This window comes from Brevibacterium sp. 91QC2O2, assembly GCF_024580695.1.
Classification (GTDB): Bacteria; Actinomycetota; Actinomycetes; order Actinomycetales; family Brevibacteriaceae; genus Brevibacterium; species Brevibacterium moorei.
The window spans coordinates 412893-439376 of sequence record NZ_JANIJY010000001.1 but is presented as its reverse complement, the minus strand read 5'-3'; the positions used below and the strand labels follow the sequence as shown (position 1 = coordinate 439376).

The following is a 26484-nucleotide window of genomic DNA, read 5'->3' as shown; positions in this document are numbered from 1 at the left end:
AGCCTCAGCCCTCGACGGGAACGGTCGCGACCAGGTGCGAGACGAATTCCGAGGCGGCCCTGGCGTCTCGACTGCGCATCACCAGGCGGTGCGCCAACACCGGCTCGGCCAGGGACTGTACATCGTCGGGGGTGACGAAGTCGCGGCCGGCCAACACCGCATGGGCCTGGGCCGCATGGAGGAGCTGTTGGCCGGCCCGCGGTGATGCGCCCAGCAGGACGTCCCCGCCGCGCCGAGTGGCCGCCAGCAGGGAAACGACGTAGCCGCGCAGTGCCGGGGAGGTGTGGAGCAGACGCACCGCCTCACGGGCGGCGACCAGGTCGTCGAGCGCTGCCACTGGAGCCAGTGAGTCGAGCGCGCGGTGGGCGCTGCCCCCGCCCAACATCTCGACTTCCTCCTGGGCATCCGGATATCCCATCGAGGTGCGGATCATGAAACGGTCGCGCTGTGCCTCCGGCAGGGCGTAGGTGCCCTCCATATCGATCGGATTCTGGGTGGCGACGACCATGAAGGGGTCGGGCATCAGGTAGGTCGTGCCGTCGATCGAGGCCTGGCCCTCCGCCATGCACTCGAGCATTGCGGACTGCGTCTTGGGTGAGGCCCGGTTGATCTCGTCGGCGATGACGATATTGGAGAACACCGCTCCTGGTCGGAACTCGAAGTGCCGGGTCTCCTGATTGAAAAGATTGACGCCCAGGACGTCCGAGGGCAGCAGGTCGGGGGTGAACTGGATCCGCCTGACGGTTCCACCGACCGATCGGCCCAGGGCCTTGGCGACCAGGGTCTTGCCCACGCCGGGCACATCCTCCAGGAGCAGGTGTCCTCCCGCGAACAGGGCGACGACGCTCAGTGTCACCGCCCTGTCCTTGCCGGTGACGACTTGGGCCATTCTGGTCCGGATACCGCGGGCCAGGTCTGTCAGCCCCGCGGTGTCGACGGTGGTGTTGGGATCAGCGCTCATGAGCCCGATCCTCCCATATCGGCCTGGGGAAGTGCCTGGACGCTGCCGGAGGCCCGATCCCACGGCCCTCCTCCACTTTCCACCAAAGTGGTGCCCCACCGGCTCGGTCCTGCCGCGCAAGAGGGCCGGAAGAGCCCTGAGAATACACGATCTGCAGTGCGCGGCGCGCGGGCGGTCCACCGGCCACCACCTCGTCTGACCTGGGGAGATGATGCATAACACGCCCGCCTGAGGGTGAATCGGGGGGATCGTGGTGGAAAGTGGAGTAGAGTGGAGCCGATCGGAGCGACAGGGAGTTCCGAGAGGGGTGAGACGGCATGTTCTTGGGTACGCATATGCAGCGGCTCGACGACAAGGGCCGGCTCATTCTGCCCGCCAAGTTCCGCAGGGAGCTGGCGGACGGGCTGGTCATCACCCGTGGGCAGGAACGCTGTCTCACACTGTTCTCCGCGGGGGAGTTCGAGTCCGTCCACCAGAGAATGCGGCAGGCTCCGATGACCAGTAAGGAGGCACGTGATTACCTGCGTGTGTTTCTATCCGGTGCAGCGGCAGAACAGCTGGACAAGCAGGGCCGGTTCACGGTTCCGCAGATCCTGCGCAGGTATGCGTCGCTCGGCCGCGATATCGCGGTGATCGGGGTGGGCGATCACGCCGAGATCTGGGATGCGCCCACCTGGGAGGCCTACCTGGCCTCTTCGGAGGACGGCTTCGCGGACAGAACAGACGAGGTGATACCCGGCGTCTTCTGAGGTTGCTGGATCCAGATCCTTGCCCGCCCGCAGGGTTTTGGGGTACTTCCCCGGTCCCAAAGCCCACGGTGGTCCTGACTCACTTCCCCGGTGGCAGGCCCGACCGAACGGGCGGTCAAGGTTCTGGACGCAGCAGCACCGGTGTACGCCGGTTGGAAGACGATACGAGGTTATGGAAGGGAACGGAATGACCGATGACGCCGCCTACCCGCATGTCCCCGTCCTCCTGGACCGCTGTGTGGAACTTCTCACGGTGGGCATCGATGCGGTCCGCGCGACCGGCTCGGTGCCCTGCGTGCTCGACCTGACCCTGGGCATGGGGGGACACAGCGAGGGAATCCTCGCCTCAGCCCCGGACGTCCGGGTCATCGGCATCGACCGTGACGAACACGCGATCGCCATCGCGTCCCGCCGCCTGGCCGGGTTCGAAGACCGCTTCACGGCCGTCCACGCCGATGACGATGAACTGCCCGCGGTCCTGGAATCCCTGGGGGTCGGCGCCCTGGCCGGCGCCCTGTTCGATCTGGGTGTGTCCTCTCTGCAGCTCGACGACGACGAACGCGGGTTCTCCTATGCCCGCGATACCGCACTGGACATGCGAATGGACAGGACCAACCCGCTGACCGCGGCGGAGGTCCTCAACACCTACCCCGAGGCCGAGCTGCGGCGGATCCTGCGCGAATACGGCGAGGAGCGCCAGGCGGCGCGCATCGCTCGGGTGGTCGTCGCGGACCGGGTCCAGCGGCCCTGGACGTCGACTGCGCAACTGGCGGAGATGCTCACCCGGGTCATCCCCGAACCGGCTGGCAAGCGCAAGCGCTCTCATCCCGCGAAGCGGACCTTCCAGGCCCTGCGCATCGAGGTCAACGATGAGCTGGGCATCCTCGAGCGCGCTCTGCCCGCGGCCCTCGATGCGTTGGCGATCGGCGGAGTCGCGGTGGTGGAGTCCTATCAGTCACTCGAGGACACGATCGTCAAACGGGTCTTCCGCGCCGGGACCACGACACAGGCGCCTCCGGACCTGCCGGTCGTCCCGGAATCGATGAAACCGTGGCTTGAGGAGATCGTGCGCGGTGCGCAGAAGGCCGATACCGCCGAAATCGAAGCCAATCCTCGAGCAGCGAGCGTGCGGCTGCGCGCAGTGGCCAAGACCGCGGAGCGTCGTTCATGAGCCAGGCGACGCAGACCCGGAGACGAACCGAGGGACCCCATGCGCCACGGCTGCGGCTGATAGTCCCGCAGATCGCCCGGCGCCGGGTGCCCACCCCATTCATCGTGGTGGCGATTCTGCTGCTGGGCCTGTTCGGCTCCCTTGTGGCCAATATCTACATCGCCCATACGAGTTTCAAGGCCGAGGAACTGCAGAAGACGAACACCCGTCTGGTGGAAGATCGCAACCGGCTCTCGGAGGACATCTCGTATCGGTCGAGCCCGCAGAACATCGAACGCGCGGCCAAAGCACAGGGCCTGGTCCGCGATGTCAATCCACGCTATCTGTACCTGTCCACCGGTGAAGTCGAACAGAACCCGGTCGTCCCGCCGGTGGCGGACAGGACCACCAAAGTCCCGGGTCCCAGAGCTGACACCCGCGAGGACGTCAGACCCAATCTGCGATCGAATGACCGGCTTCCCGCGGTCGGCACAGACGATTCGGATCTGCCGGCTCCGGCGATCCGGAATCCACGATGAACGACGACGGTAACGAGGGGGACCCAAGGGATGGCTCCACAGTCCCGGAACCCGGGCAACCGGTCCGATAGGTCGCGCGGTGGGCGCGCGGGCGCTCAGCGGCCAAAGGCCGGATCCGATCGACAGCGGACCGGCCAGGCCGGTGATGCACGGAGTGCTCGGCAGACGTCGACCGGCGCCGCGGGCACACCATCGCGTGCGACTTCCCGCGGCCGGGGTGCACCATCCAAACAGCGGTCCTCGGGTTCGAAGGCCGCCGGACGCAAAGCACCGGCGCAGCAGGCCCCCAAACGTCCTGCGGGCCCGCGGCGTCCCGCCCCGGTACGCGCGCCCGCGGATCCGCGGCGCCGCGTGCTGTGGATCCTGATCGCGGTGCTGTGCATTCTGGCGCTGCTGACGTGGAAGCTCTTCACCATCCAGGGGATGGACACGGCCGCCCTGGCACAGAAGGCACTGGCCAGCCGGCTGTCCGTCAAACCCATCCCGGCCCATCGCGGCGTGATTCTGGGATCCGACGGGCGGGTGCTGGCCGACAACGCCGACCGGTACCGGCTGGTGGCCGACCAGGTCAACGTCAAGGGGTACGAGAAGAAGAACCGCGATGCCAAGGGCAAGGTCGTCTCGACCGAGCCCCTGGGCGCCTGGGGTGCTGCCAAGGCGTTGGCGGGCCCCCTCCAGACCGATGCCGGCATTCTGTACAAGCGGCTCGACGGTGACAGGCGCTGGTCGCCTATCGCCGACGGGCTGACCTCCGAGGTGTGGAACAGGATCGACGCGCTGCACATCCCCGGGTTGACGGTCGAACAGTACTCGGTGCGGACCTATCCCGATGGCGCTCTGGCGGGCAACATCGTGGGATTCGTCGGCTCCGATGGCGCGCCCCTGGCCGGGCTGGAGCTGCAGTACCGCGATATGCTCGCCGGCGTGGACGGCGAGCAGCGCTATGAGCGCGGCCGCTCCGGCGACGAGATCCCACTGGGGGAGAACCAGAACGTCCCGGCCGTCGACGGCACCGGGGTGCGGACCACCCTCAACCTGCCCATCCAGTACTACGCGCAGAAGGCGATCGCCCAGGCGGTCAAGGAACGCCAGGCCGAATGGGGCACCGTGACGATGTTCGAGGCGAAGACGGGCCGGATCATAGCCGCGGCGGAGGCGCCGAGCGTGGATCCGAACAATCCGGGCAGGGTAGGGTCCGACGATCGTGGCTCGCGGATCTTCAACGCCTCGTTCGAACCGGGTTCCACCGCCAAGATGGTTACCGCGGCGGCTCTGCTCGAAGAGGGCAAGGTCACTCCGGAGACCCGGTTCACCGTGCCGTACAAGTGGAAGGCCCCCAACGACGAGGAGTTCAAGGATTCGCATGAGCACAAGACCGAGAAGCTGACGTTCGCGGGCATCATGATGGACTCTTCGAACACCGGAACCGTGATGGCCGGCCAACAGCTGAGCGAGCAGCAGCGCTACGACTATTTACACCGCTTCGGGTTCGGAACGAAGAGCGCGCTGGCCTTCCCGGGTCAGGCCTCGGGTATTCTGCACAAGCCGTCCGCCTGGGACGGCCGCACCAAGTACACTGTGCTGTTCGGTCAGGGCGTGGCGAGTACCTCGCTGCAGAACGCCGAGGTGATCGCGACGATCGCCAATGGGGGCAAGAAAATGGTTCCGCAGCTGGTCAGCGGCACGGTCGACGACGACGGCAAGGTCACCGAGATCGCACCGAAGGTGGAATCCCAGGTGATCAGCGAGAAGTCCGCCGACTCGCTCATGCGGATCCTCGAGTCGGTGGTTGCCGACGGCACCGGCGAGGCCGGCAAGATTCCGGGCTACCGGGTGGCCGGGAAGACGGGTACGGCCCAGGCGCCGACCGAGGACGGTTCCGGCTACAAGGGCTATACGGCCAGCTTCGCCGGAGCCGTGCCGGCGGAGGACCCGCAACTGGCGGTATCGGTGACACTGCAGCGGCCCAAGAAGGGCTACTACGGCGGAACCGCCGCCGCTCCGGTATTCTCGGACGTCGCGGGCTATGCCCTGCGTCAGCTGGGGGTACCCCCGTCGACGAGCAAACCCGAACTGCCCAAGAGGAAGTGGAAATAGCACATGCGCTTAAGCGAACTGCCGCTCGGCCCGGCCGAGGTGCGCGGGCCGGACACGGTCGATGTCACCGGGGTGTCCCTGGACTCGCGCAGTGTGGCCCCGGGGTGGATGTACGCGGCCCTGCCCGGCGCGAACGTCCACGGTGCGGTCTTCGTCGCCGATCTCTTCACCGCGGGGGTGCGCTGCATCCTCACCGATTCCGCCGGGCTGGACATCATCGAGGCGGCCGGGGAGGTCCCCGCCGATGCCACCATCGTGTGCGTGGGGGATCCCCGGGCACGCCTGGGGGCGATCGCCGCGGCGGTCTACGGCACCGAACCAGGACGACCGACCCTGCTGGGCGTCACCGGGACCAATGGCAAGACCACGACGACGTTCCTGCTCGAGGCCCTGCTCGCCGCCATCGACGGACCGCGCACCACCGGGGTCATCGGGACCGTCGCCACCCGTATCGCAGGGGATTCGGTGCCCGCTGTGCGGACCACTCCGGAAGCTCCCGATCTGCACCGGCTGTTCGCCGACATGCGCAGCGCCGGTGTGCGCACCTGTGCGATGGAGGTCTCCTCCCACGCCCTGGTGCAGCACCGGGTCGACGGGGCGCACTTCGCAGTAGCAGGATTCACCAATCTGACTCAGGACCACCTCGACTTCCACAAGACGATGGAAGCCTACTTCGAGGCAAAGGCGCAGCTGTTCACCCCGGAATTCGCCGACCGCGGAGTGATCTACCTGGCCGACGCCTGGGCTCAGCGTCTGGCGGACACCGCGCCGATCCCGCTGCTCACGGTCTCGGCGGACCCGGACGACGCCCCCGATGTACTGCTGGTGGCCGGGACGGCGGGCCGGTTCGAACTCCACGGTGCGCCGTTCGAGCCAATCGGCGGGGTCCTGGCGGCACACAGCCCGCTGCCGGGGGACTTCAACACCGCGAACACCGCGCTTGCCCTGACGATGCTGGCCGCCGGCGGATGGCCGGTGGAGGAGTTGGCCCGGGTCGCTCCCACGTTCACCGCAACGGTCCCCGGCCGGATGGAGGTCATCCGGCAGCGCGGCCCGTTGGCCGTCGTCGACTACTCCCATACCCCCGATGCCCTGGTCAAGGCGCTCTCGGGTCTGCGGGCGGATCATCCGGAGGGCCCCCTGGTCATCGTGTGCGGTGCGGGCGGAGCGCGCGACCAGGGCAAGCGGCCCAAAATGGGTGCCGCAGCCGCACAATATGCGGATGTGGTGATCATCACCGATGACAATCCCCGCACGGAGGACCCCTCCGAGATCCGTGGCGCGGTTCGCGCCGGTGCCGAGGACTACGTGGCGTGCCACCCGGCGCGCACCGTTGAAATCCGCGAGATCGCGGACCGCCGGGCCGCCATCCTAGCCGGGGTGGAGGCAGCCGGAACCGCCGGAGCACTGCTGGTGGCGGGCAAGGGGCATGAGACCGGCCAAGAGGTCAACGGAGTGAAACATCACTTCGACGACCGTGAAGAGACCCGCAAGGCGCTGCCCAAGGCGAACTTGGGTACCGAACCGAGTATTGTTTTGAAGTGATATGAAGGAATTTTCTGCGCTCGAAATAGCAACCGCCATCGGCGGCCAACTGCACGCGATCGCCGGCTCGACCCCGCTGTCGGGCGGCGTCGTGACCGACTCGCGCGAGGTGACCCCCGGAGACATCTACGTGGCCCGCAAGGGGGAGAACGTCGACGGGATCGAATTCGCGCCCGCGGCCCGGACCGCCGGGGCGGCGCTCATCATCGCCGAGGCGATCCCCAGCGTCGACGGCGAGATCCTGCCCAGCATCGTCGTATCCGACGCCACCGAGGCGTTGGGCCGGCTGGCCCGGTACAACGTCACGGCGCTGCGGGAGGCCGGGGAGCTGACCGTCGTGGCGATCACCGGCAGCGCCGGCAAGACGACGGTCAAGGACTTGGTCGGTGACCTGCTCAGCGCACAGGGTGAGACGATCTGGCCGCCGAACTCCTTCAACAACGAGGTCGGGGTGCCGCTGACCGCGCTGCGCGCCACGCCCGATACGCGCTTCCTGGTCCTCGAGATGGGTGCCCGGTCGATCGGCAACCTCGCCTATCTGACCTCGTTGATCCGGCCCGATATCGCCGTGGAACTCAATGTGGGTTCGGCCCATGCCGGGGTCTTCGGCTCGATCGAGAACACGGCGCGGGCCAAGAGTGAACTCGTCGCCTCGCTGATCGCGGGTGGAACGGCCGTGCTCAATGCCGACGACCAGCGGGTCGCCGCCATGACCTCGGTGCTGGCCGAAGGGGTGGAGACCGCCTGGTTCTCCACCTCGGGGGTGACGGATAAGACCCCGTTGATCTGGGCGGAGGACGTCACCACCCACGCTTCGGGGCGCACCAGCTTCACCCTGCACCTACCGCAGGAGGAGCCCGCCGCGGTCGAATTGGCACTGTTGGGCTCCCACCACGTCGCCAATGCCCTGGCCGCCGCGAGTGTGGCGTGGCTGTGCGGCGTTGGCGCGCGGACCATCGTGTCCACTCTGTCCACCTCGGGCGCCGCCAGCCGCTGGCGGATGGAGCTCGTCGACAACCCCAACGGTGTCACGGTCCTCAACGACGCCTACAACGCGAACCCCGAATCCATGCGTGCGGCGTTGAAGACGCTGGCTGCGATGGGCAGGGGGGATGAGGACAACCCACCGCGGCGCACCATCGCGGTGCTCGGCGAAATGCTCGAGCTCGGTGACGAGTCGCGTCAAGCGCACTCGGACATCGGCGAGCTCGTCGTCCGGCTCAATATCTCGAAGACCATCGCCGTCGGCGATGGGGCCAAGCCGATCTACCAGTCGGCCAACCTCGAGGGCTCCTGGGGCTCGGAGGCAGCATGGGTTCCCACCGTCACGGAGGCCAGGGAAATGCTCCAGCACGAACTCAAGGCGGGGGACATCGTCTTGTTCAAATCATCGCGTGACGCCGGCCTGCGCTTCCTCGGCGATGAGATCTCGGGGGTGTCCGGCGCATGATCGCCGTAGTCGTGGCCAGCGTTCTGGCCTTCCTCTTCACGATCTTCGGGACCCCGGCGTTCATCCGGGTGCTCGTCAAACGCGGCTACGGTCAGTTCGTCCGCGATGACGGTCCCAAGACCCACCTGGTCAAGCGCGGCACCCCGACCATGGGCGGGGTGGTGATCATCGCCTCGGCCGTGGTCGCCTACTTCCTGGCGCACCTCGTCACCATGGCCGCGCCCACGCCCTCGGGCATGTTGGTGCTGTGGCTGGCAGTCGGCCTGGCCGGCGTCGGCTTCCTCGACGACTACAAGAAGATCGCGAAGAAGAACTCCCTGGGCCTGAGTCCGAAGGCGAAGATCGCGGGGCAGGGCTTCGTCGGCATCACCTTCGCCATCGGTGCGCTGCTGTTCCCGAACGAATACGGCCGCACCCCCGCCTCGTCGGCCATCTCCTTCGTTCGCGATCTACCGATCGACCTGGCCTTCACCGGTGCGGCGATCGTGACCTTCATCCTGTTCATCCTGTGGGCCAACCTCATCGTCACGGCGGTGTCCAATGCCGTGAACCTGACCGATGGGCTCGACGGCCTGGCAGCCGGTTCGGCCGTCGTCGTCTTCTTGGGGTATGTCGTGATCAGTCTGTGGCAGTCGGTGAAGAACTGCGACCTGATGAGCCACGCCGAGGCCGGCTGCTACATCGTGCGCGATCCTCGCGACCTGGCGATGGTCGGTGCGGTCATGGCCGCCTCGTGCATCGGCTTCCTGTGGTGGAATGCCGCCCCTGCGAAGATCTTCATGGGCGATACCGGTTCCCTGGCCATCGGCGGTGCGATTGCGGGGCTGGCGGTCATGAGCCGCACCGAGATCCTGCTTGTCGTGATGGGCGGCCTGTTCGTCATCATCACCCTGTCGGTCATGCTCCAGGTTGGATCATACAAGCTCACGGGCAAACGGATCTTCCGGATGGCACCCCTGCAGCACCATTTCGAGCTCAAGGGCTGGGCCGAGGTGACGATCGTGATCCGCTTCTGGATCATCGCCGCCTGCTTCGTGGTGCTGGCCGTCGGGCTGTTCTACGCGGATTGGCTGGCTCGTTATGGCCGTTGAGCTGGTACCCGCGGGGGCGACTCCGGTGCCCTACCCCCTGGCCGAGCGGATCCCGGAGATCCTGGTGGGCCCGGATTCCGATCTCGACGGTCTGCGCGTCGTCGTCACGGGGCTTGGCGTGTCGGGGTATCCGATGGCCGTTCACCTGGCGGAACGCGGCGCCCGCGTGATCGTCGTCGACGGCGACACCCAACGCGATCTGAGTGAGCACATCCGGATCCTGGAGGTCTTCGACGTCGATATCCGGCGCGGTGTCGAGCACACGCGGACTCTGCCGGACTTCGACGGGCTCGCGCCCCAGCTGGTCTGCACCTCCCCGGGGTGGCGGCCCGATCAGCCGCTGTTGCTGGCGGCGCGCGCCGCCGGTGTCCCCGTGATCGGCGAGGTCGAGCTGGCCTGGCGGGTGCGCGGTGCGAACCAGGCGCCGTGGCTGGTCGTCACCGGCACCAACGGCAAGACCACGACCACGAGCCTGCTGGCCGCGATGCTGACCGCCGGGGGCTGCGAGGCCCGGGCCTGTGGCAATATCGGGGCGCCCCTGCTCGAAGCGGTCCTCGACCCGACCGCCGAGGTCCTGGCGATCGAACTCTCGAGCTTCCAACTGCACTGGGAACACTCCATGTGCGCGCATTCGGCGGTGGTGCTCAATCTTGCCGAGGACCACCTCGACTGGCACGGTGGCCTGGCCGCCTACGGCGCCGATAAGGCCAAGGTCTATGCCAATGTGGGCCACACCGCCGTCTACAACACCGCCGATCCGGCCACCCTGCACATGGTCGAGCAGGCCGAGGTGCTGCCCGGTGCCAGGGCGGTGGGCTTCACCGTCGGGGCACCCCTGGTCGGCCAGATAGGTCTGATCGAGGACATCCTCGTCGACCGGGCATTCACCCCGCACCGCTATTCGGCCGCAGCCGAGCTGGCAACGCTCGACGACGTGTCGGTGGCCCTCGGGGTCCCGGCCGACCATCTGGCACCGCACCATGTGGCCAATGTAGCGGCCGCCGCCGCATTGGCCCGCTCGTTCGGCGTCGAGCCCGCGGCCGTACGCGCCGGCCTGCTGGCCCACCATCCGGGGGACCACCGTGGCACCGTTGTGGGTACCGTCGACGGTGTGGCATTCATCGATGACTCGAAGGCGACCAATCCGCACGCGGCGGCCGCCGACCTCGCTGCGCGCGAGCGTCTGGTGTGGGTCGCCGGGGGACTGGCCAAGGGCGCGGACATGCACGACCTGGTGGCCGAGCACGCGGCCAGGCTGGCCGGCGTGGTGCTGATCGGCCGCGATCCGGCGCCCTTCGCCTCGGCCCTGGCCGAGAACGCACCCCGGGTCCCGGTCGTGCGCATCGATCCGGCGTCCCTGCCGGCGGATCCCGCGGATCCGGCCGCCAGGGGAACAGAGGTGATGCGCGCCGCCGTGCGCGCGGGCGCACAACTGGCAGGGCCCGGAATACCCGTCGTGCTGGCGCCGGCGGCGGCGAGTATGGACCAGTTCCTGAACTATGCGACCCGCGGCGACCTGTTCGCCGCAGCCGTGCGGGACCTGGAGGACTGAGCGGTGGCCTCCGGCACCCGTACTACGGCCCGGGGCACCGGTTCGGATTCGGCCCTGCGCCGTTTTATGAACCGGGCCCGGGTCGTCCTCGACCTGCCCCTGGCCACGTATTACATCCTGTTGCTCTCCGTGGTGACGCTGACCGGCTTGGGCCTGGTGATGGTGCTCTCGGCTTCGTCGATCAGCTTCTACGATGGCCGGGAGATCTCCTCGTTCTCCCTGTTCTTCAAACAGGCGGGATTCGCAGCAGGCGGCTTCGCGCTGCTCTTCCTCGCCTCCCGCCTGCCCAGCCGCTTCTTCTCCGCCGCAGCGCCCATTCTGCTGGTGGCCGCACTGGCCTTCCAGGCCCTACCGCTGATCCCAGCGCTGGGAGCCAGCGTGGGCGGAAACACCGGTTGGATCCGGATCGGCCCGCTGCAGGCGCAGCCCGTCGAGATCTCGAAACTCGCCATGGCCCTGTTCCTCGGACACTTCATGGCCGATCCCAAACGCGATTTCTACCGCTTCGGCCATGTGCTCCCGGGATTTGCCGCGCTGGCTGCGATGGTGGCCATCGTCTTGGCCGGAAAGGACCTTGGGTCCTGCATGATCCTGCTCGCGGTGATCCTGGCGACCCTGTTCGTCGGCGGTCTGCCCTGGCGCTGGCTGACCTCGCTGGTGAGCATCGCAGGGGTCCTGGTCGCCGTGTACGTCGTCGCCAACGACAACCGGCTGGGCCGGATCGAAGCCCTGTTCGCGCGGGGTTCGGGCGCCACCGACGCCGATTCGCAGTTCAGCCAGCACTGGCAGACCGACCACGGTCTCTACGCCCTGGCCTCCGGTGGCTGGTTCGGCACGGGTCTGGGCGGCAGCAGGGAGAAGTGGTCGTGGCTGCCAGAGGCGCACAACGACTTCATCTTCGCGATCATCGGCGAGGAGCTGGGTTTCTTCGGCTCCCTCATCGTGCTCCTGCTGTTCGCCCTGCTGGCCTATGGCTGCGTGAGACTGATCCTGCGCTCAACCGATCGCTTCGTCCAGGCCGCCACCGGTGGCATCTTCATGTGGTTCCTGGGACAGGCGGCGGTCAACCTGCTGGTCGTCACCGGTGTACTGCCCGTCATCGGCGTGCCACTGCCCTTCGTGTCATATGGCGGGTCCTCCCTCATCTCCACCCTGTTGGCCAGCGGTATCCTGCTGTCCTTCGCCCGCGCGGAACCCGGCGCAGCCGATGCGCTGCGCGCCCAGGGCACGCGCCTGCGTGCCTCCCTGTCGTTCTTCGCCCGTACCCCAGCCAGAAAGAAGTGATCTGACAATCGTGGTCTCAGTCCTGTTCGCCGGTGGCGGCACCACCGGCCATATCTCGCCCATGCTCGCAATAGCCAGGGAGCTGGTGCGGCGTGTGCCCAACGCCTCCGTGACCATGCTCGGCACCCCGGAGGGTTTGGAGACCCGCCTGGTCCCGCAGGCCGGATTCCCGCTGGAGACCATCGAGAAGGTGCCCGCGCCGCGCAAGCTCGGCGGTGCTGCGCTGCGCTTCCCGAAGCGCTTCAGCCACGCTGTGAAATCGGTCATCGGCATCATCGATGCGAACGATGTCGACGTGGTCGTCGGTGTGGGCGGCTACGTCGCCACACCCGCCTATCTGGCCGCCCGCAAACGTCACCTGCCGATCGTCATCCACGAGGCCAACGCGGTTCCCGGAATGGCCAACAAACTGGGGGCGAAGTTGACGGATTCGGCCAATATCGGCTTCACCTTCCCCGGCACACCCCTGGCCGGGCACGCCGTCGGCATGCCGATGCGCCCGGAGATCGAGGCCGCCGACAGGCATGAGTCGGCGGCCGTGGCAGAGGCCCGTACCCGCCTGGGCCTGCGTCCCGACCTGCCCACCGTCGTCATCACGGGCGGGTCCCTGGGAGCGGCGGCCATCAACGAGGCATGCGCTGCGGCCCACGCGTCCTTCACCGCAGCCGGGCTGCAGGTCCTGCACGTGACGGGAGCCGGCAAGGGCGAAGCGGTGCGCGCCGCGGCCGCCGGCGACCCCGCCTACCATGTCGTGGACTATGTCGATGGAATGGAGAACGCCTACTTGGCGGCCTCATTGATCGTGTGTAGATCCGGCGCGGGAACAGTGGCCGAGGTCACCACCGTCGGACTGCCCGCCGTCTACGTACCGCTGCCAATCGGCAACGGCGAGCAGGCGAAGAACGCCGCCGGACCGGTGGCAGCGGGCGGGGCGAGGCTGATCGACAACAGTGCCTTCAACGAGGATTTCGTCCGTGACGCAGTGGTGCCCCTGGCAGCCGATTCCGCCGCCCTGGCAGGGATGGAGGCCGCACTGGCGGCCATGGACTTCCCACGGCACGCGGACCGTGCCATGGTCGCGACCATCGCCCGTACCGCGGGCCTGACACTCGAAGGAGACGCATGAACCATGCACTCGACGTCGATCAGAATCAGGGGCCGGTGATTCCGGCCGAAGACCTGGGCCGGGTGCACTTCATCGGAATCGGCGGGGCCGGCATGTCCGGCATCGCCCGGGTCATGCTCGACCGCGGCATCACCGTCTCCGGCTCTGACGCTAAGGACTCATCCGTTGTCGCCGCTCTGCGCGCGCAGGGGGCGACCGTCTACATCGGCCATGCCGCCGAGCACATCGCCGGCGCGGACACAGTCGTCGTGTCCACGGCCATCCGCGAGTCGAACCCGGAGCTGGCGGCAGCCCGTGCCGCGGGTATCCGGGTCGTCCACCGGTCCCGGGCCCTGGCCGGTCTGATGGTGGGCAGGCGGGCCGTCGCGATCGCAGGGACGCACGGCAAGACCACCACGACCTCGATGACCACGGTGGCCCTGCAGTCGGCAGGGGCGGACCCGTCCTTCGTCATCGGCGGTGTGCTCAGCGCGACCGGGACGAACGCGCACGCCGGCTCGGGCGATGTGTTCGTGGCAGAAGCCGACGAATCCGACGGCTCGTTCCTGCTCTACGACCCGGTGATCGGGGTGATCACGAACGCCGAACCAGATCACCTGGACTTCTACGGCAGTTGGGAGAGGGTACGGGCGGCGTTCGTGGAGTTCTCCGCCAACGTCACGGCCGATTCCGGGGTGCTCATCGCCTGCGCCGACGATCCCGGCGCGGCCGGGATCGCAGAGGCCGCGGCCGCGGCCGGCGGCCGGGTCGTCACCTACGGACAGTCCGAGCACGCCTCGGCCCGGGTGGTCGAGCTGAGTCACGATGCGCAGGGCGCTACTTTCTCGGTGGCCTACGGCGGGCGGGTTCTCGGGCCCGTCTCCCTGGGCCAGCCGGGTCTGCACAATGTGCTCAACGCGACGGCGGCGCTCCTCGTGGCAGTCGAACTGGGGCTCGATGACGAACGCGCAGAAGCCGGCCTGATGGGCTTCTCGGGGACCCGACGGCGATTCGATCTGCGGGGAACCGCGAACGGCGTACGGGTTTTCGACGACTACGCCCACCACCCGACCGAACTGACCGCGGTATTGCGGGCGGCCAGGGAGATCGTCGCCGAGGACCGGCAAGTGCACGTGATCTTCCAGCCCCACCTGTTCAGCCGGACACGGGCCTTCAAACACGAGTTCGGCCAGGCCCTGGGCCTGGCCGACGATGTGGCGGTACTCGACGTCTATCCCGCACGTGAGGATCCGATCCCCGGGGTGACCGGTGACCTCATCGCCGCCGAGGTCCCCCTGCCGGAGGACAAGGTGGCCTTTCTGCCGGCTTTCCGCGACGCCGTTCCCTATATGGCCGGCAGGGTCCGTCCCGGGGACATCGTCATCACCGCCGGGGCCGGTGATGTCACCATGCTGGGGCCCGAGCTGTTGGTGGCACTGGGCACGGGCGAGTCGGTACCGAGCCGGGCCGCGACGGAGTCCTGACCCCGATGGGCCAGGGCAATGAGACTGCCGATCTCACCGAGGTCATCGCCACCCGCAGGGCCAGGCGGTCCCGTCCGTGGTGGATTACGGGCACAGTGCTCGTCGTCGTGCTCGGCTGCGGTCTGCTGGGCTGGTTCACCCCGGCGCTGGCGCTGCAGTCGGTCACGGTCACGGGCGCCAGTCTGACGGACGCGGGGGCGGTCGAGCAGGCGGTACTCCAGGACCATCGGGGAACGCCGTTGCCGCGCCTGCGCCTGGGTGCAATATCCGCGCAGCTGCACGAGCGGTTTCCCAAAACGTCCGAAGTGCGCCTGCGCTGGTCGGGCCCGCGCAGTCTGACGGTCGTCATCGTCGACCGGCAGCCCGCGCTGGCAGTGGCCCAGGGCAAACGGTGGCAGCGCTTCGACGAGTCCGGCAACGCCATCGACACGGTGAACCGGAAACCGGAACTGCCGCTCCTGCAGGCCGAGGGCACGGCGCCGGCGGAGAGCGTGCGCTCGGCCGTCGAACTCATCACCGGCCTGGACGACGCAGCGGCGCAGCGGGTGCGCACGATCCGTACGGATCGCTCGGGCACTCTATCGATCGTCTACGCCGCGACGGGGGAGGAACTGGCAGACCGCAGCACCTCGGCCACCGCGTCCGCCGCGCCTTCGGCCACACAGACCCAGCGGGCCCAGCCCGGGCGAGATGTCACGATCGTATTCGGGACCTCCGCGGATGTGCAGCGGAAGTTCCGCATCGCCCGCGCCCTCCTGCCAACGGGGGCGCAGCGGATCGACGTGAGCCTGCCCGAGAGACCAGTGACCGGCTGAACCCGCGGCATCCAGCCTCCGGGCGCGTCGGCGGCGGCGGGCGCGACGTTATAACCTGGGGCGGAAACGATTAAAGCGCCGCGACACTCCGGGCAGGTTCTTGCACCGGTGCGTCGGACACAATAACGTCATGGCAAAGGCCGTATCCCGGACGTCCCGCCCGTTGAACAGGTCTGCCGGACACTAGAGCATCGAAAGAGGAACCGACTTGGCTGAATTCCCGCAATCCGGAGCCGACATCAAGGTCGCCGGTACCGGCGGCGGTGGTGTGAACGCGGTCCAGCGCATGATCGAGGTCGGTCTGCGTGGAGTCGAGTTCATCGCCATCAACACCGATGCCCAGGCGTTGCTGCTATCGGAAGCTGACACCAAACTGGAGATCGGCCGCGATCTGACCCGCGGTCTGGGCGCCGGTGCCGACCCGGAGATCGGCCGGAAGGCCGCCGAGGACTCCGAAGACGCGATCAAGGAAGCGCTCGACGGTGCGGATATGGTCTTCGTCACCGCCGGTGAGGGCGGTGGTACCGGGACCGGTGCGGCCCCGGTGGTCGCCAGGATCGCGAAGTCCCTGGGCGCGCTGACGATCGGCGTGGTGACGCGACCGTTCACCTTCGAGGGCCGGCGCCGGTCGGCGCAGGCGGAATCGGGTATCGCCGCGCTGCGCGAAGAAGTCGATACCCTCATCGTCATCCCCAACGACCGTCTGTTGTCGATCTCGGATCGCAATGTCACGGTAATGGAGGCGTTCCAGTCCGCCGACGAGGTCCTACGCTCCGGTGTCCAGGGCATCACCGATCTGATCTCCACCCCCGGGATGATCAACCTGGACTTCGCCGATGTGAAGTCCGTGATGCAGGGCGCCGGTACCGCGTTGATGGGCATCGGTTCCGCAGTCGGCGACGACCGGGCGGTGCAGGCCGCGGAGTCCGCGATCGCATCGCCTCTGCTGGAGGCCAGCATCGAGGGTGCGCACGGGGTGCTGTTGTCGATCCAGGGTGGACCGGATCTGGGTCTGTTCGAGGTCAACGAGGCCGCTCGCCTGGTGCAGGAGGCAGCCCACCCGGAGGCCAATATCATCTTCGGTACGGTCATCGACCCGAACCTCGGCGACGAATGCCGGATCACGGTGATCGCAGCCGGCTTCGACAACAACGACAACACCATCAAATCGGTCCCGGCCGAACCCGCGGTTTCGACACCGGCGCCCGAGCCCAAGCAGTCCGCCGACACCGGGGCCGAACAGATCGCCCCTGTGACTCCGTTGCCGCAGCGCCAGCCTGCCGATGTGCCGGTCGAATTGCCGGAGGAACAGCGTACCTACAACGGGCGCGACGACATCGACGTGCCCGACTTCCTCAAGTAGGAGCGCGCGATGCTCGGTGGCAGGTTCGTGATTCCGGGGCGGTCGGTGGACGCACATGTGGCGTTCACCGACCGCCGCGGCGGTTTCAGCGAGGGCCCCTTTAGCAGCTTCAATCTGGCCCGGCACGTCGGAGACGTCGATTCGGCTGTGACGGCCAATCGGGCGGCTCTGGGGTCCGTGCTGGGGCTGCAGGCGGATCGGCTGAGCTTTACCTCACAGGTTCACGGCACCCGGGTCCACATGGTGGACCTCGACTCGTCAAGTGCCTCGGTGCCGGCCACGGTGGTCGAGGCCGACGCCCAGGTCACCGGTGAGGAACGGGTGGGCCTGGTCGTGATGGTCGCCGACTGCACCCCGGTGGTCCTGGCCGATCCCGACGCGGGCCTGGTGGCCGTAGCACATGCGGGACGGCGGGGCATGGCGGACGGAGTGGTCGGAGCGGTCCTCGAGGCCATGGAGCGCCGTGGCGCCACCCGGGTCTCGGCCATCGTCGGTCCGTCGATTTGTGGGCGCTGCTACGAGGTGCCCGACGAGCTGCGTCATGAGGTCGCCGCGCTCCATCCCGTGGCAGGGGCCATCACCTGGTCGGGCACCCCCGCACTCGATGTCTCCGCAGGAGTGGTCTCCCAGCTGGCGGACCGCGGGGTGCGCATCGTCCATTGGGACCGCAGCTGCACCTTCGAGGACCCGGATCTGTTCTCGTATCGCAGGGATGGCGCCACCGGCCGATTCGCCGGAATCGGCTGGCTGGCACCCCACCCGGATTGAGTCCGCGGTTGGCACACCTTGCGACACGCCTACGGATTACCGGGGCGTGTCGTTTGCATTGGGATAGTTTCGTAGGTGACAGCAGGGGGCCGAAGGGCCCGGTGGAGATCAGGAGAAAGCTATGTCTGCCTTCAAGAAGATCGGCAACTACTTCGGATTCGGTGAAGAGGGGTATGAGCAGGATGACGCCTACACTCCACGCGACCGCGACTACGATGAGCCGGCCTACGAATCGGGACCGCCGGAGGACGAACTGATGGACGAACCCCAGATCGATGCGGCGGTCACCCCGATTCGCGCCTCGATGCGACCCGTGGAGACGACACCCGTGGAACCCGTACACCGGATTCAGACCATTCATCCCCGCAGCTACAACGACGCCGTTGCCATCGGCGAGGCCTTCCGCGCGGGGATCCCCGTGATCATCAACCTCAGCGCCATGGACGATGTGAACTCCAAGCGCCTTGTCGACTTCGCGGCCGGACTGACCTTCGGCCTGCACGGTAATCTCGAGAAGGTGACGACCTCAGTGTTCCTTCTCACGCCCGAGGACTACGAGGTGGCCAACGGTACGGAGCCCGAACGGGAGCAGAAGGGTTTCTTCAACCAGAGCTGAGAGTTTCGTCTCCACCGCTGACCGACCGGCAGGCTACCATGGGGTGGTCTGCCGGTCGCTGTATGACCGGTGGCGAGAACTACGACGGAAGGCGTCATAACACGTGGGCATCGTCCTCTACATCCTGGGTTTCGCACTCAATCTCTACGGGTTCGTTCTGCTGGCCCGTGTCGTCATCGACCTGATCCAGGTCTTCGCCCGTGATTGGCGGCCGAGGGGCTTCCTGCTGGTGGTCTGCGAACTCGTCTATTCCCTGACTGATCCGCCCATCAATCTGCTGCGCAGGATCATCCCCCCGCTGCGGTTGGGCACCGTCGCCCTTGACCTGGGCTTCATCGTCCTGTATATGGTTGTGCAATTCCTCTCCGCGCTGCTGCTCAATGCGGGCCGGGCCATGATCGCCCTGGGCTGAAGTTCTCAGCGTTCTGTGCCTATGATGGACTCGTTGCAGGACCGCTGCTTCACGTCGTTTAATGTGATTGGCTGCAAGACAAGAACAACGGTCGTGCTGTACAGTGATGAAATTGTTAGGCATCTGCACTGACGTGCAGGGCAGTGGACTATTACTCAACCGAAGGTGGCCTCATGGCGCTTACGCCTGAAGACGTAGTGAACAAGCGGTTCCAGCACGTCAAGTTCCGCGAAGGATACGACCAGGACGAGGTCGACGATTTCCTCGACGAGGTCGTCGTCGAACTGCGTCGGCTCTATCAGGAGAACGACTCGCTGCGGCAGAAGCTCTCGGAAGCCGAGGCCAAGGCAGCCGAGCTCCAGAAGGACGGCGGAAAGGCCGCAGCGGCGCCTGCTGCGCCCAAGGTTGAGGATCCGCAGGCGACACAGGCGATGCCCGCGGCCAAGCCCGTCGAAGAGCCGAAGAAGGAAGCCGCACCGGCTTCGCCGGTCGTGGCCCCGCAGGCCCCGGCGGCGGCTCCAGCGGCCACGGCCCCGGCCAAGCCGGCTCCGGAACCGGCCAAGGAGGCCAAGGAGGAGCCGAAGGAAGAGGCCAAGTCGCAGCCTGCCAAGGCGGCAGAACCGAAGCAGGCAGAGGCTCCTGCACCGGCGGCGAACGCCGGCGGCGATGCAGCCGGGCTCATCGCACTGGCGCAGAAGGTCCACGACGAGCATGTGGCAGAGGGTAAGAAGACCCGTGACAAGCTCATCGCGGATGCTAAGACGGAGGCCTCCGGCATCGTCACGGCCGCGGAGAAGAAGCGCGACGATACGCTCAACCAGCTGGAGACCCAGAAGTCGAACCTCGAACGTGAGCTCGACGTGCTGCAGAACTTCGAGCGCCAGTACCGGACGCGTTTGAAGAGCTACCTGAGCGATCAGCTACGCGAACTGGAGAACTCCAGCTCCCTGGCCCCGGAGACCCTGGGCCAGGCGGGTAACGCAAAGCACTCGCTCTGACCTGTTCCAGGTTCTGGTTCGCAGGCGGGGCCGTCCTTCCCGAGGGAGGGGCGGCCCCGCCTGTATGGTTCACGGGGAGCGCACCGGTAGACTTGGGTGAGTGGTGGTAGACAAACAAGACGGCGCCCGGATCGGGCGTCCACGGATCTGGCTGTTCGCGGTGGCCCTGCTGGTGGTGCTGGCCGACCAGGCGACGAAGGCCCTGGCCGTCGCATTCCTGGCGGGGCGACCCAGAGTGCCGGTGCTCGGCGATCTGGCCGGGCTGACGTTCCTGCGCAACCCGGGTGCGGCACTGGGGCTGGGTTCGAACACGACCTGGCTGTTCGCGGTCATTGCGATCATCGTGTTCGCGGCCATCCTCATCTCGGTCCGCCGCCTGCGCTCGGTCACGTGGGGCGCGGGCCTGGGCCTGTTGTTGGGCGGACTGGTCGGTAATCTGATCGATCGGCTGTTCCGCGCACCCGGTGTCTTCCACGGGGCCGTCGTGGATTTCATCGATCTGTACTTCTTCGTGTGCAATGTCGCCGATATCGCCATCACGGGGGCAGCGGTCCTCATCATCATCGCGAGTCTCAAGGGGATCCCGTTCGGGGTCGCCACGCACTCCGATCACGCGCAGCAGGAGGTAGATCCGGTATGACGGAACGTTCTTTTCTGGTCCCCGACGGACTCGAGGGGGAGCGCGTCGATGCGGCTCTGAGCCGCCTGTTGGGGTTGTCCCGGACCGCGGTCGCCCAGATCGCACAGGCCGGGGGGATCGTCGTCGATGGCCGCCCTGCGGGCAAGTCGGACCGGCTGAGCTCCGGGGTGCGCATCGACGTGGAACTGCCAGAACCGAAGCCGGCCCCGCGCATTGTGGCCGAGCCGGTTCCGGGCATGCGGGTGATCTACGACGATGACGCCTTCGTCGTCGTCGACAAACCGGTGGGCGTCGCGGCACATGCTGCAGCCGGTTGGCACGGTCCCACCGTGATCGGCGGCTTGGCCGCCGCGGGATACCACATCGCCACCTCGGGTGCGCCCGAACGACAGGGGATCGTGCACCGACTCGACGTCGGGACCTCGGGTGTGATGGTCGTGGCCAAGGGCGAACACGCCTATTCCGTGCTCAAACACGCCTTCAAGGAGCGCACGGTCTCGAAGACCTACCATGCGCTGGTCCAGGGGCTGCCCGATCCGGTGATCGGCACGATCGAGGCCCCGATCGGGCGCAATCCGCGGCGCGACGGGCTCTATGCGGTGCGCACTGACGGCAAGCATGCGGTGACCCACTATGAACTGTTGGAGGCCTTTCGCTCTGCGAGCCTGCTCGAAGTGCACCTGGAAACCGGTCGGACCCACCAGATCCGTGTGCACATGTCGGCGACCAAGCACCCGTGCTGTGGCGATCTGCCCTATGGGGCCGATCCGGTGTTGGCCGCCCGCCTGGGATTGAACCGCCAGTGGCTACACGCCGTCCGGCTCGGTTTCACCCACCCGGAGACCGGGGAGTGGGTCGAATTCGAAAGCGAATATCCCGCGGACCTGCGACACGCCCTCGACGTGCTGCGCGATCCGCGGGCCTGATTTCTGCGAGGGGAAAATGGCAGACGATTTCGTCCACCTGCACGTCCATACGGAATACTCCATGCTGGACGGGGCCGCCCGCCTGGGCGACCTGATGAAGGCCGCCAATGAAATGGGCATGAAGGCCATGGCGACCACCGACCACGGTTATCTGTTCGGTGCCTTCGACTTCTGGAAACAGGCGACGGCCGCCGGGATCAAACCGATCATCGGGGTTGAGGCCTATGTCACCCCCGGTACCGCGCGCGGGGACAAGACCCGTGTGAAATGGCGGACCGATGAGTCCCAGCGCGGCGATGACGTCTCCGGCGGCGGCGCGTACACCCATATGACGCTGCTGTCGAAGAACAACACGGGTATGCACAATCTGTTCAAGGCCTCATCCCTGGCCTCCTTGGATTCGGTGTTCGCCAAATGGCCCAGGATCGACCGCGAACTGCTCGACACCTACAGTGAGGGGCTGATCGCCACGACAGGCTGCCCCTCGGGTGAGGTGCAGACCCGCCTGCGCCTGGGCCAGTACGAGGAGGCGCGCAAGGCGGCCGGGACGTACAGGGAGATCTTCGGGGCGGAGAACTACTTCTGCGAGATCATGGACCACGGGATCTCGATTGAACGCCGCGTGATGGGCGATCTGATCCGCCTGGCCCGTGAGCTGGACCTGCCCCTGGTGGCCACGAACGATCTGCACTACACCCACGAATCCGACGCCAAGGCGCACGAGGCCCTGCTGGCGATCCAGTCGGGCTCCAAGCTGATCGAGCCGACCTATGACCAGGGCGGTTCGCGCTTCGCCTTCAACGGGTCGGGCTACTATCTGAAGTCTCCGGCGGAGATGCGCGCGCTGTTCAAGGATTTCCCCGAAGCCTGCGACAATACCCTGCGAATCGCTGAGATGTGCGAGGTGTCCTTCGACACCACCGCCAACTACATGCCGAAGTTCCCCTGCCCACCGGGTGAGGACGAGACCTCATGGTTGATCAAAGAGGTCGATAAGGGCATGCACTACCGATTCCCGGACGGTGTGCCCGAGGACGCCAGGAAACAGGCCGACTACGAACTCGACGTCATCATCCAGATGGGATTCCCCGGTTACTTCCTGGTAGTCGCGGACTTCATCAACTGGTCGAAGGACAACGGGATCAGGGTGGGACCCGGCCGCGGTTCCGGTGCCGGATCCATGGTCGCCTATGCGATGCGCATTACGGAGCTCAACCCGCTCGAGCACGGCCTGTTCTTCGAACGGTTCCTCAACCCCGATCGCATTTCGATGCCCGACTTCGACGTGGACTTCGACGATCGGCGGCGCACCGAGGCGATCGATTATGTGACCCGGCGCTACGGCGCGGATTACGTCGCCCAGATCGTGACCTTCGGTACGATCAAGACGAAACAGGCCCTCAAGGACTCGGCCCGGGTGTTGGGCAAGCCCTTCAGCCTGGGCGAACGCCTGACGAAGGCCCTGCCCCCGGCGGACCAGGCCAAAGACATCCCGCTGAAGAACATCATCACCCCGGACGCGCCGCGCTACAACGAGGCGGGGGAATTCCGGGAGCTGTTGGAGACCGAACCGGAGGCCCGCGAGGTCTTCGATACGGCGCTGGGCCTGGAGGGCCTGAAGCGGCAGTGGGGTGTGCACGCAGCGGGGGTCATCATGTCCTCGGCGCCCGTCGACAGTGTCATCCCGATCATGCGCCGCTTCCAGGACGGCCAGGTGATCACCCAGTTCGAATACCCGATCGCCGAGGGCCTGGGCCTGATCAAGATGGACTTCCTGGGGTTGCGCAACCTCACGATCATCTCCGACGCCCTGTCCAACATCAAGCTCAACAGGGATTTCGACCTCGATCTGGAACATCTGCCGCTGGACGACCGGCCCTCTTACGAGCTGCTGGGCCGTGGCGATACGATCGGGGTCTTCCAGCTCGACGGCGGCGGGCTGCAGGCCCTGCTGCGGCTGATGAAGCCGGACAACTTCGACGACATCTCGGCGACCATCGCCCTGTACCGGCCCGGCCCGATGGGTGCGGATTCGCATACGAACTTCGCCCTGCGCAAGAACGGGCGCCAGGAGATCACTCCGATCCATCCGGAACTGGAGGAAGCGCTCAAGGACATTCTGGCGGAGTCGCACGGTCTGATCATCTACCAGGAGCAGGTGATGCAGATTGCGCAGAGGGTGGCCGGCTATTCCCTGGGCCAGGCCGATCTGTTGCGCCGCGCCATGGGTAAGAAGAAGAAGTCGATTCTGGACAAGGAATTCGGCCCCTTCTCCGAGGGGATGAAGGAACACGGCTACTCGATGGAGGCGGTCCAGGCCCTGTGGGACATTCTGGTGCCGTTCAGCCAGTACGCCTTCAACAAGGCCCATTCTGCAGCCTATGGGCTGGTCTCGTACTGGACCGCCTACCTCAAGTGCCACTATCCGGCCGAGTACATGGCGGCCCTGTTGACGAGTGTGGGAGACAACAAGGACAAGCTGGCGCTGTATCTCAACGAGTGCCGCAAGATGCACATCACGGTGCTCCAGCCCGATGTCAACGAATCCCAGCAGAACTTCGCCGCAGTCGGCGAGGACATCCGCTTCGGGATGGGCGCGGTGCGCAATGTCGGCTCCCACGTCGTCGAGGGAATCCGCCAGGCACGTGAGGAGAAGGGCGCGTTCACCAGCTTCTCGGACTTCCTGGACAAGGTGCCGCAGAACGTGTGCAATAAGCGCACCATCGAATCGCTCATCAAAGCAGGTGGGTTCGACTCGCTGGGTCATACCCGCCGTTCGCTCGTGGAGATCCACGAAGAGGCCGTCGATTCCGTCATCGGAGTCAAACGGCAGGAGGCCGCCGGACAGTTCGATCTGTTCGCCGGCCTCGGTGACGATGACGAGGACGAGGCCAACGCCTTCAGCGTTCCGGTGCCCGACCGTCCGGAGTGGGACAAGAAGGAGAAGCTGGCGTTCGAACGCGAGATGATCGGCCTCTACGTCTCCGACCACCCGCTCAATGGGCTCGAGGGCGTGCTGAGCCAGGAGGCGGATCTGCCGATCGTCGATCTGATGAACCCGGAGAACCACCGGCCCGACGGCTCCACCGTCAAGGTCTGCGGGATGATCACGACCCTGCAACGCCGCGTTTCGAAGAACTCGGGCAAGCCCTATGCGATCGTCACCGTCGAAGACCTCGAGGCCTCGATCGACATCATGTTCTTCGGCGATGTCTACGAGCCGGTTGCCAGCCTGCTGCAAAACGACCTGGTCATCACCGTCACCGGCGTCATCAGGAAATCGGATGAGCGCCCAACGGAGCTCATGGCGCGCTCCATGACGATTCCCGATGTCACCGATCCGGCCGATCGGCCCCTGTACGTGTCACTGCCCTTGGAACGCTGCACCCCGCAACTGGTGGAGCGCCTGGGCGATGTGCTGCGCGCCAACTCCGGTCCCACCGAGGTGCTGTTGAACCTGACCCAGCCGGGGCGGCGCACCGTGATGAGGCTGGACCGATCGGTCAGGGTGACCCCCGGCCCCAGCCTGTTCGGGGACCTCAAAGCACTGCTCGGCCCCCGCTGTTTGAGCACCCACGGCGGCCAGGGCGCCGCATAGAAAGGTAGACGATGTACGAGCTGAGACGAATCGATCTGCGCGGTATGCGCCTGGACCGGGCCACCCTGCGCCGGCATCTGCCGCGCGCCCAGGAGACCGGGCAAGCGGCCGCACAGGCGGTGCGGGGGACTCTGGACCGGGTCGCAGCCGAGGGCCGGGCGGCCGTACTCGACTTCACGGAGCGGTTCGACGGGGTCCGACCCAGCGCCCTGCGAGTCGCCGGGCAGCACATCGAGGCGGCAGTCGCCGGGCTCGACCCGGCGATCCGTTCCGCCCTGCGCGAGTCGATTCGACGCGCGCGGATCGTGGCGGAGGCCGATAGGCGGACAGCCGTGACGAGCGAGCTGGGGCCGGACTCGACGGTGACGACCCGGTGGCTGCCGGTGGATCGTGTGGGTCTCTATGTGCCCGGCGGTCTGGCCGTCTACCCCTCGACGGTTGTGATGAACGTGGTGCCGGCCCAGGCCGCCGGTGTCGGATCGCTGGCCATCGCCTCGCCACCGCAGGCCGATACCGGGTTGCCACACCCGACGGTGCTCGCAGCCGCAGGGCTGCTCGGGGTGGACGAGGTCTGGGCGATCGGCGGCGCCCAGGCCATCGCAGCGCTGACCTACGGGTTCTCCGACGGTGAGGAACTCGAACCCGTAGACCTGATCACGGGGCCGGGCAACGCCTATGTCGCCGCGGCCAAGGCCCAGGTCCAGGGGACTGTCGGCATCGATGCGGTGGCCGGTCCCACGGAGATCATCGTGTTCGCCGATTCCACCGCCGATCCGCGTTATGTGGCGGCCGACATGATCAGCCAGGCCGAACACGATCCGAATGCCGCGGCCGTGCTGGTCACCGCGGAGGAATCCGTGGCAGCGGCCGTCTCCGCGCATATCGCGGAGCAGGCACCGGCGGCTCGGCACGCCGACCGGATCGCCCAGGCGCTGGCCGGCAGCCAGTCTGCGATCGTCCTGACCGACGACAGGGAAGCCGCCCTGACGGTTCTCAATGCCTACGCCGGCGAGCACGTCGAGCTACAGGTCGCCGATGCGGCTGCGGCCGCCGTGGCGCTGCGCAACGGCGGTTCGGTCTTCATCGGCCCGTATTCCCCCGTGGCCCTGGGCGATTACTGCTCCGGGTCGAACCACGTTCTGCCCACCATGGGCACGGCGGCGTTCTCCTCGGCACTGGGAGTGCAGTCGTTCCTCAAGGGCAGCCAGATCATCGATTACTCCCGGGCCGGTCTGGAGCAGGTCGCGGCCGGCATCGAGGCCCTGGCGGAGGCGGAGAACCTACCCGCACACGGCAGGGCCGTGTCAATCCGGTTCGCCTGAGAGGGCGAACCGCCAGCAA

22 protein-coding genes are annotated in these 26484 nt (G+C 66.9%); 21 read left to right on the top strand and 1 reads right to left on the bottom strand.

Going from position 1 to position 26484, the window contains the following annotated elements:
• Positions 1–4: 4 nt before the first annotated feature.
• Positions 5–961, bottom strand: coding sequence for a MoxR family ATPase (locus NQ036_RS02055; protein ID WP_257056892.1), 957 nt, complete (start codon positions 959–961; stop codon positions 5–7).
• A 317-nt stretch (positions 962–1278) separates the two neighbouring features.
• Here NQ036_RS02055 and mraZ point away from each other — a divergent pair, with 317 nt between their 5' ends.
• From mraZ to hisD, 21 genes are all read left to right on the top strand, one after another.
• Positions 1279–1710: a division/cell wall cluster transcriptional repressor MraZ gene (gene mraZ / locus NQ036_RS02050; RefSeq protein WP_257046574.1), complete on the top strand. Its 432-nt coding sequence runs from the start codon at positions 1279–1281 to the stop codon at positions 1708–1710.
• Positions 1711–1897: 187 nt separating this feature from the next.
• Entirely contained in the window at positions 1898–2881 is a 984-nt protein-coding gene (gene rsmH / locus NQ036_RS02045; RefSeq protein WP_257046573.1) for a 16S rRNA (cytosine(1402)-N(4))-methyltransferase RsmH, read from the top strand.
• Positions 2878–3399, top strand: coding sequence for a hypothetical protein (locus tag NQ036_RS02040; RefSeq protein WP_257046572.1), 522 nt, complete (start codon positions 2878–2880; stop codon positions 3397–3399). The genes rsmH and NQ036_RS02040 overlap by 4 nt, the downstream gene beginning before the upstream one ends.
• Positions 3400–3429: 30 nt before the next feature.
• The gene (locus tag NQ036_RS02035; RefSeq protein WP_257056891.1) at positions 3430–5496 is read left to right on the top strand and encodes a penicillin-binding protein 2; all 2067 of its coding nucleotides are present in this window, start codon (positions 3430–3432) and stop codon (positions 5494–5496) included.
• A gap of 3 nt (positions 5497–5499) precedes the next feature.
• A complete protein-coding gene (locus NQ036_RS02030; RefSeq protein ID WP_257056890.1) occupies positions 5500–7041 on the top strand; it encodes a UDP-N-acetylmuramoyl-L-alanyl-D-glutamate--2,6-diaminopimelate ligase in 1542 nt (513 codons plus the stop codon).
• 1 nt (position 7042) lies between these two features.
• Positions 7043–8491, top strand: a complete 1449-nt coding sequence (gene murF, locus NQ036_RS02025; protein ID WP_257056889.1) for a UDP-N-acetylmuramoyl-tripeptide--D-alanyl-D-alanine ligase — start codon at positions 7043–7045, stop codon at positions 8489–8491.
• The gene (gene mraY / locus NQ036_RS02020; RefSeq protein ID WP_257056885.1) at positions 8488–9582 is read left to right on the top strand and encodes a phospho-N-acetylmuramoyl-pentapeptide-transferase; all 1095 of its coding nucleotides are present in this window, start codon (positions 8488–8490) and stop codon (positions 9580–9582) included. The genes murF and mraY overlap by 4 nt, the downstream gene beginning before the upstream one ends.
• Positions 9572–11134 (top strand): UDP-N-acetylmuramoyl-L-alanine--D-glutamate ligase, encoded by a 1563-nt coding sequence (gene murD / locus NQ036_RS02015; protein WP_257056884.1) that lies wholly within the window; start codon positions 9572–9574, stop codon positions 11132–11134. The genes mraY and murD overlap by 11 nt, the downstream gene beginning before the upstream one ends.
• 3 nt (positions 11135–11137) lie before the next feature.
• The gene (locus tag NQ036_RS02010) at positions 11138–12418 is read left to right on the top strand and encodes a putative peptidoglycan glycosyltransferase FtsW (protein ID WP_257046566.1); all 1281 of its coding nucleotides are present in this window, start codon (positions 11138–11140) and stop codon (positions 12416–12418) included.
• A gap of 10 nt (positions 12419–12428) precedes the next feature.
• Positions 12429–13544 carry a glycosyltransferase gene (locus NQ036_RS02005; RefSeq protein ID WP_257046565.1) on the top strand — a complete coding sequence of 372 codons (1116 nt, stop codon included), beginning with the start codon at positions 12429–12431 and terminating at the stop codon, positions 13542–13544.
• Positions 13541–15007, top strand: a complete 1467-nt coding sequence (gene murC, locus NQ036_RS02000) for a UDP-N-acetylmuramate--L-alanine ligase (RefSeq protein WP_257046564.1) — start codon at positions 13541–13543, stop codon at positions 15005–15007. The genes NQ036_RS02005 and murC overlap by 4 nt, the downstream gene beginning before the upstream one ends.
• A gap of 5 nt (positions 15008–15012) precedes the next feature.
• Entirely contained in the window at positions 15013–15822 is an 810-nt protein-coding gene (locus tag NQ036_RS01995; protein WP_257046563.1) for a hypothetical protein, read from the top strand.
• A 208-nt stretch (positions 15823–16030) separates the two neighbouring features.
• The gene (gene ftsZ, locus NQ036_RS01990) at positions 16031–17185 is read left to right on the top strand and encodes a cell division protein FtsZ (RefSeq protein ID WP_257046562.1); all 1155 of its coding nucleotides are present in this window, start codon (positions 16031–16033) and stop codon (positions 17183–17185) included.
• A 9-nt stretch (positions 17186–17194) separates the two neighbouring features.
• Positions 17195–17953 (top strand): peptidoglycan editing factor PgeF, encoded by a 759-nt coding sequence (gene pgeF / locus NQ036_RS01985; protein ID WP_257046561.1) that lies wholly within the window; start codon positions 17195–17197, stop codon positions 17951–17953.
• A 121-nt stretch (positions 17954–18074) separates the two neighbouring features.
• Positions 18075–18569 carry a cell division protein SepF gene (locus tag NQ036_RS01980; protein ID WP_257046560.1) on the top strand — a complete coding sequence of 165 codons (495 nt, stop codon included), beginning with the start codon at positions 18075–18077 and terminating at the stop codon, positions 18567–18569.
• 103 nt (positions 18570–18672) lie between these two features.
• Positions 18673–18981, top strand: coding sequence for a YggT family protein (locus NQ036_RS01975; RefSeq protein WP_257046559.1), 309 nt, complete (start codon positions 18673–18675; stop codon positions 18979–18981).
• Between the two features lie 173 nt (positions 18982–19154).
• Positions 19155–19979, top strand: a complete 825-nt coding sequence (locus NQ036_RS01970; RefSeq protein ID WP_257046558.1) for a DivIVA domain-containing protein — start codon at positions 19155–19157, stop codon at positions 19977–19979.
• Between the two features lie 100 nt (positions 19980–20079).
• Positions 20080–20619: a signal peptidase II gene (locus NQ036_RS01965; RefSeq protein WP_257046557.1), complete on the top strand. Its 540-nt coding sequence runs from the start codon at positions 20080–20082 to the stop codon at positions 20617–20619.
• Complete coding sequence (locus tag NQ036_RS01960; protein WP_257046556.1) at positions 20616–21545, top strand: RluA family pseudouridine synthase; 930 nt, start codon at positions 20616–20618, stop codon at positions 21543–21545. The genes NQ036_RS01965 and NQ036_RS01960 overlap by 4 nt, the downstream gene beginning before the upstream one ends.
• Positions 21546–21561: 16 nt before the next feature.
• Positions 21562–25143, top strand: a complete 3582-nt coding sequence (dnaE, locus tag NQ036_RS01955) for a DNA polymerase III subunit alpha (RefSeq protein ID WP_257046555.1) — start codon at positions 21562–21564, stop codon at positions 25141–25143.
• Between the two features lie 11 nt (positions 25144–25154).
• Positions 25155–26465 carry a histidinol dehydrogenase gene (hisD, locus tag NQ036_RS01950; protein WP_257046554.1) on the top strand — a complete coding sequence of 437 codons (1311 nt, stop codon included), beginning with the start codon at positions 25155–25157 and terminating at the stop codon, positions 26463–26465.
• Positions 26466–26484: the final 19 nt, after the last annotated feature.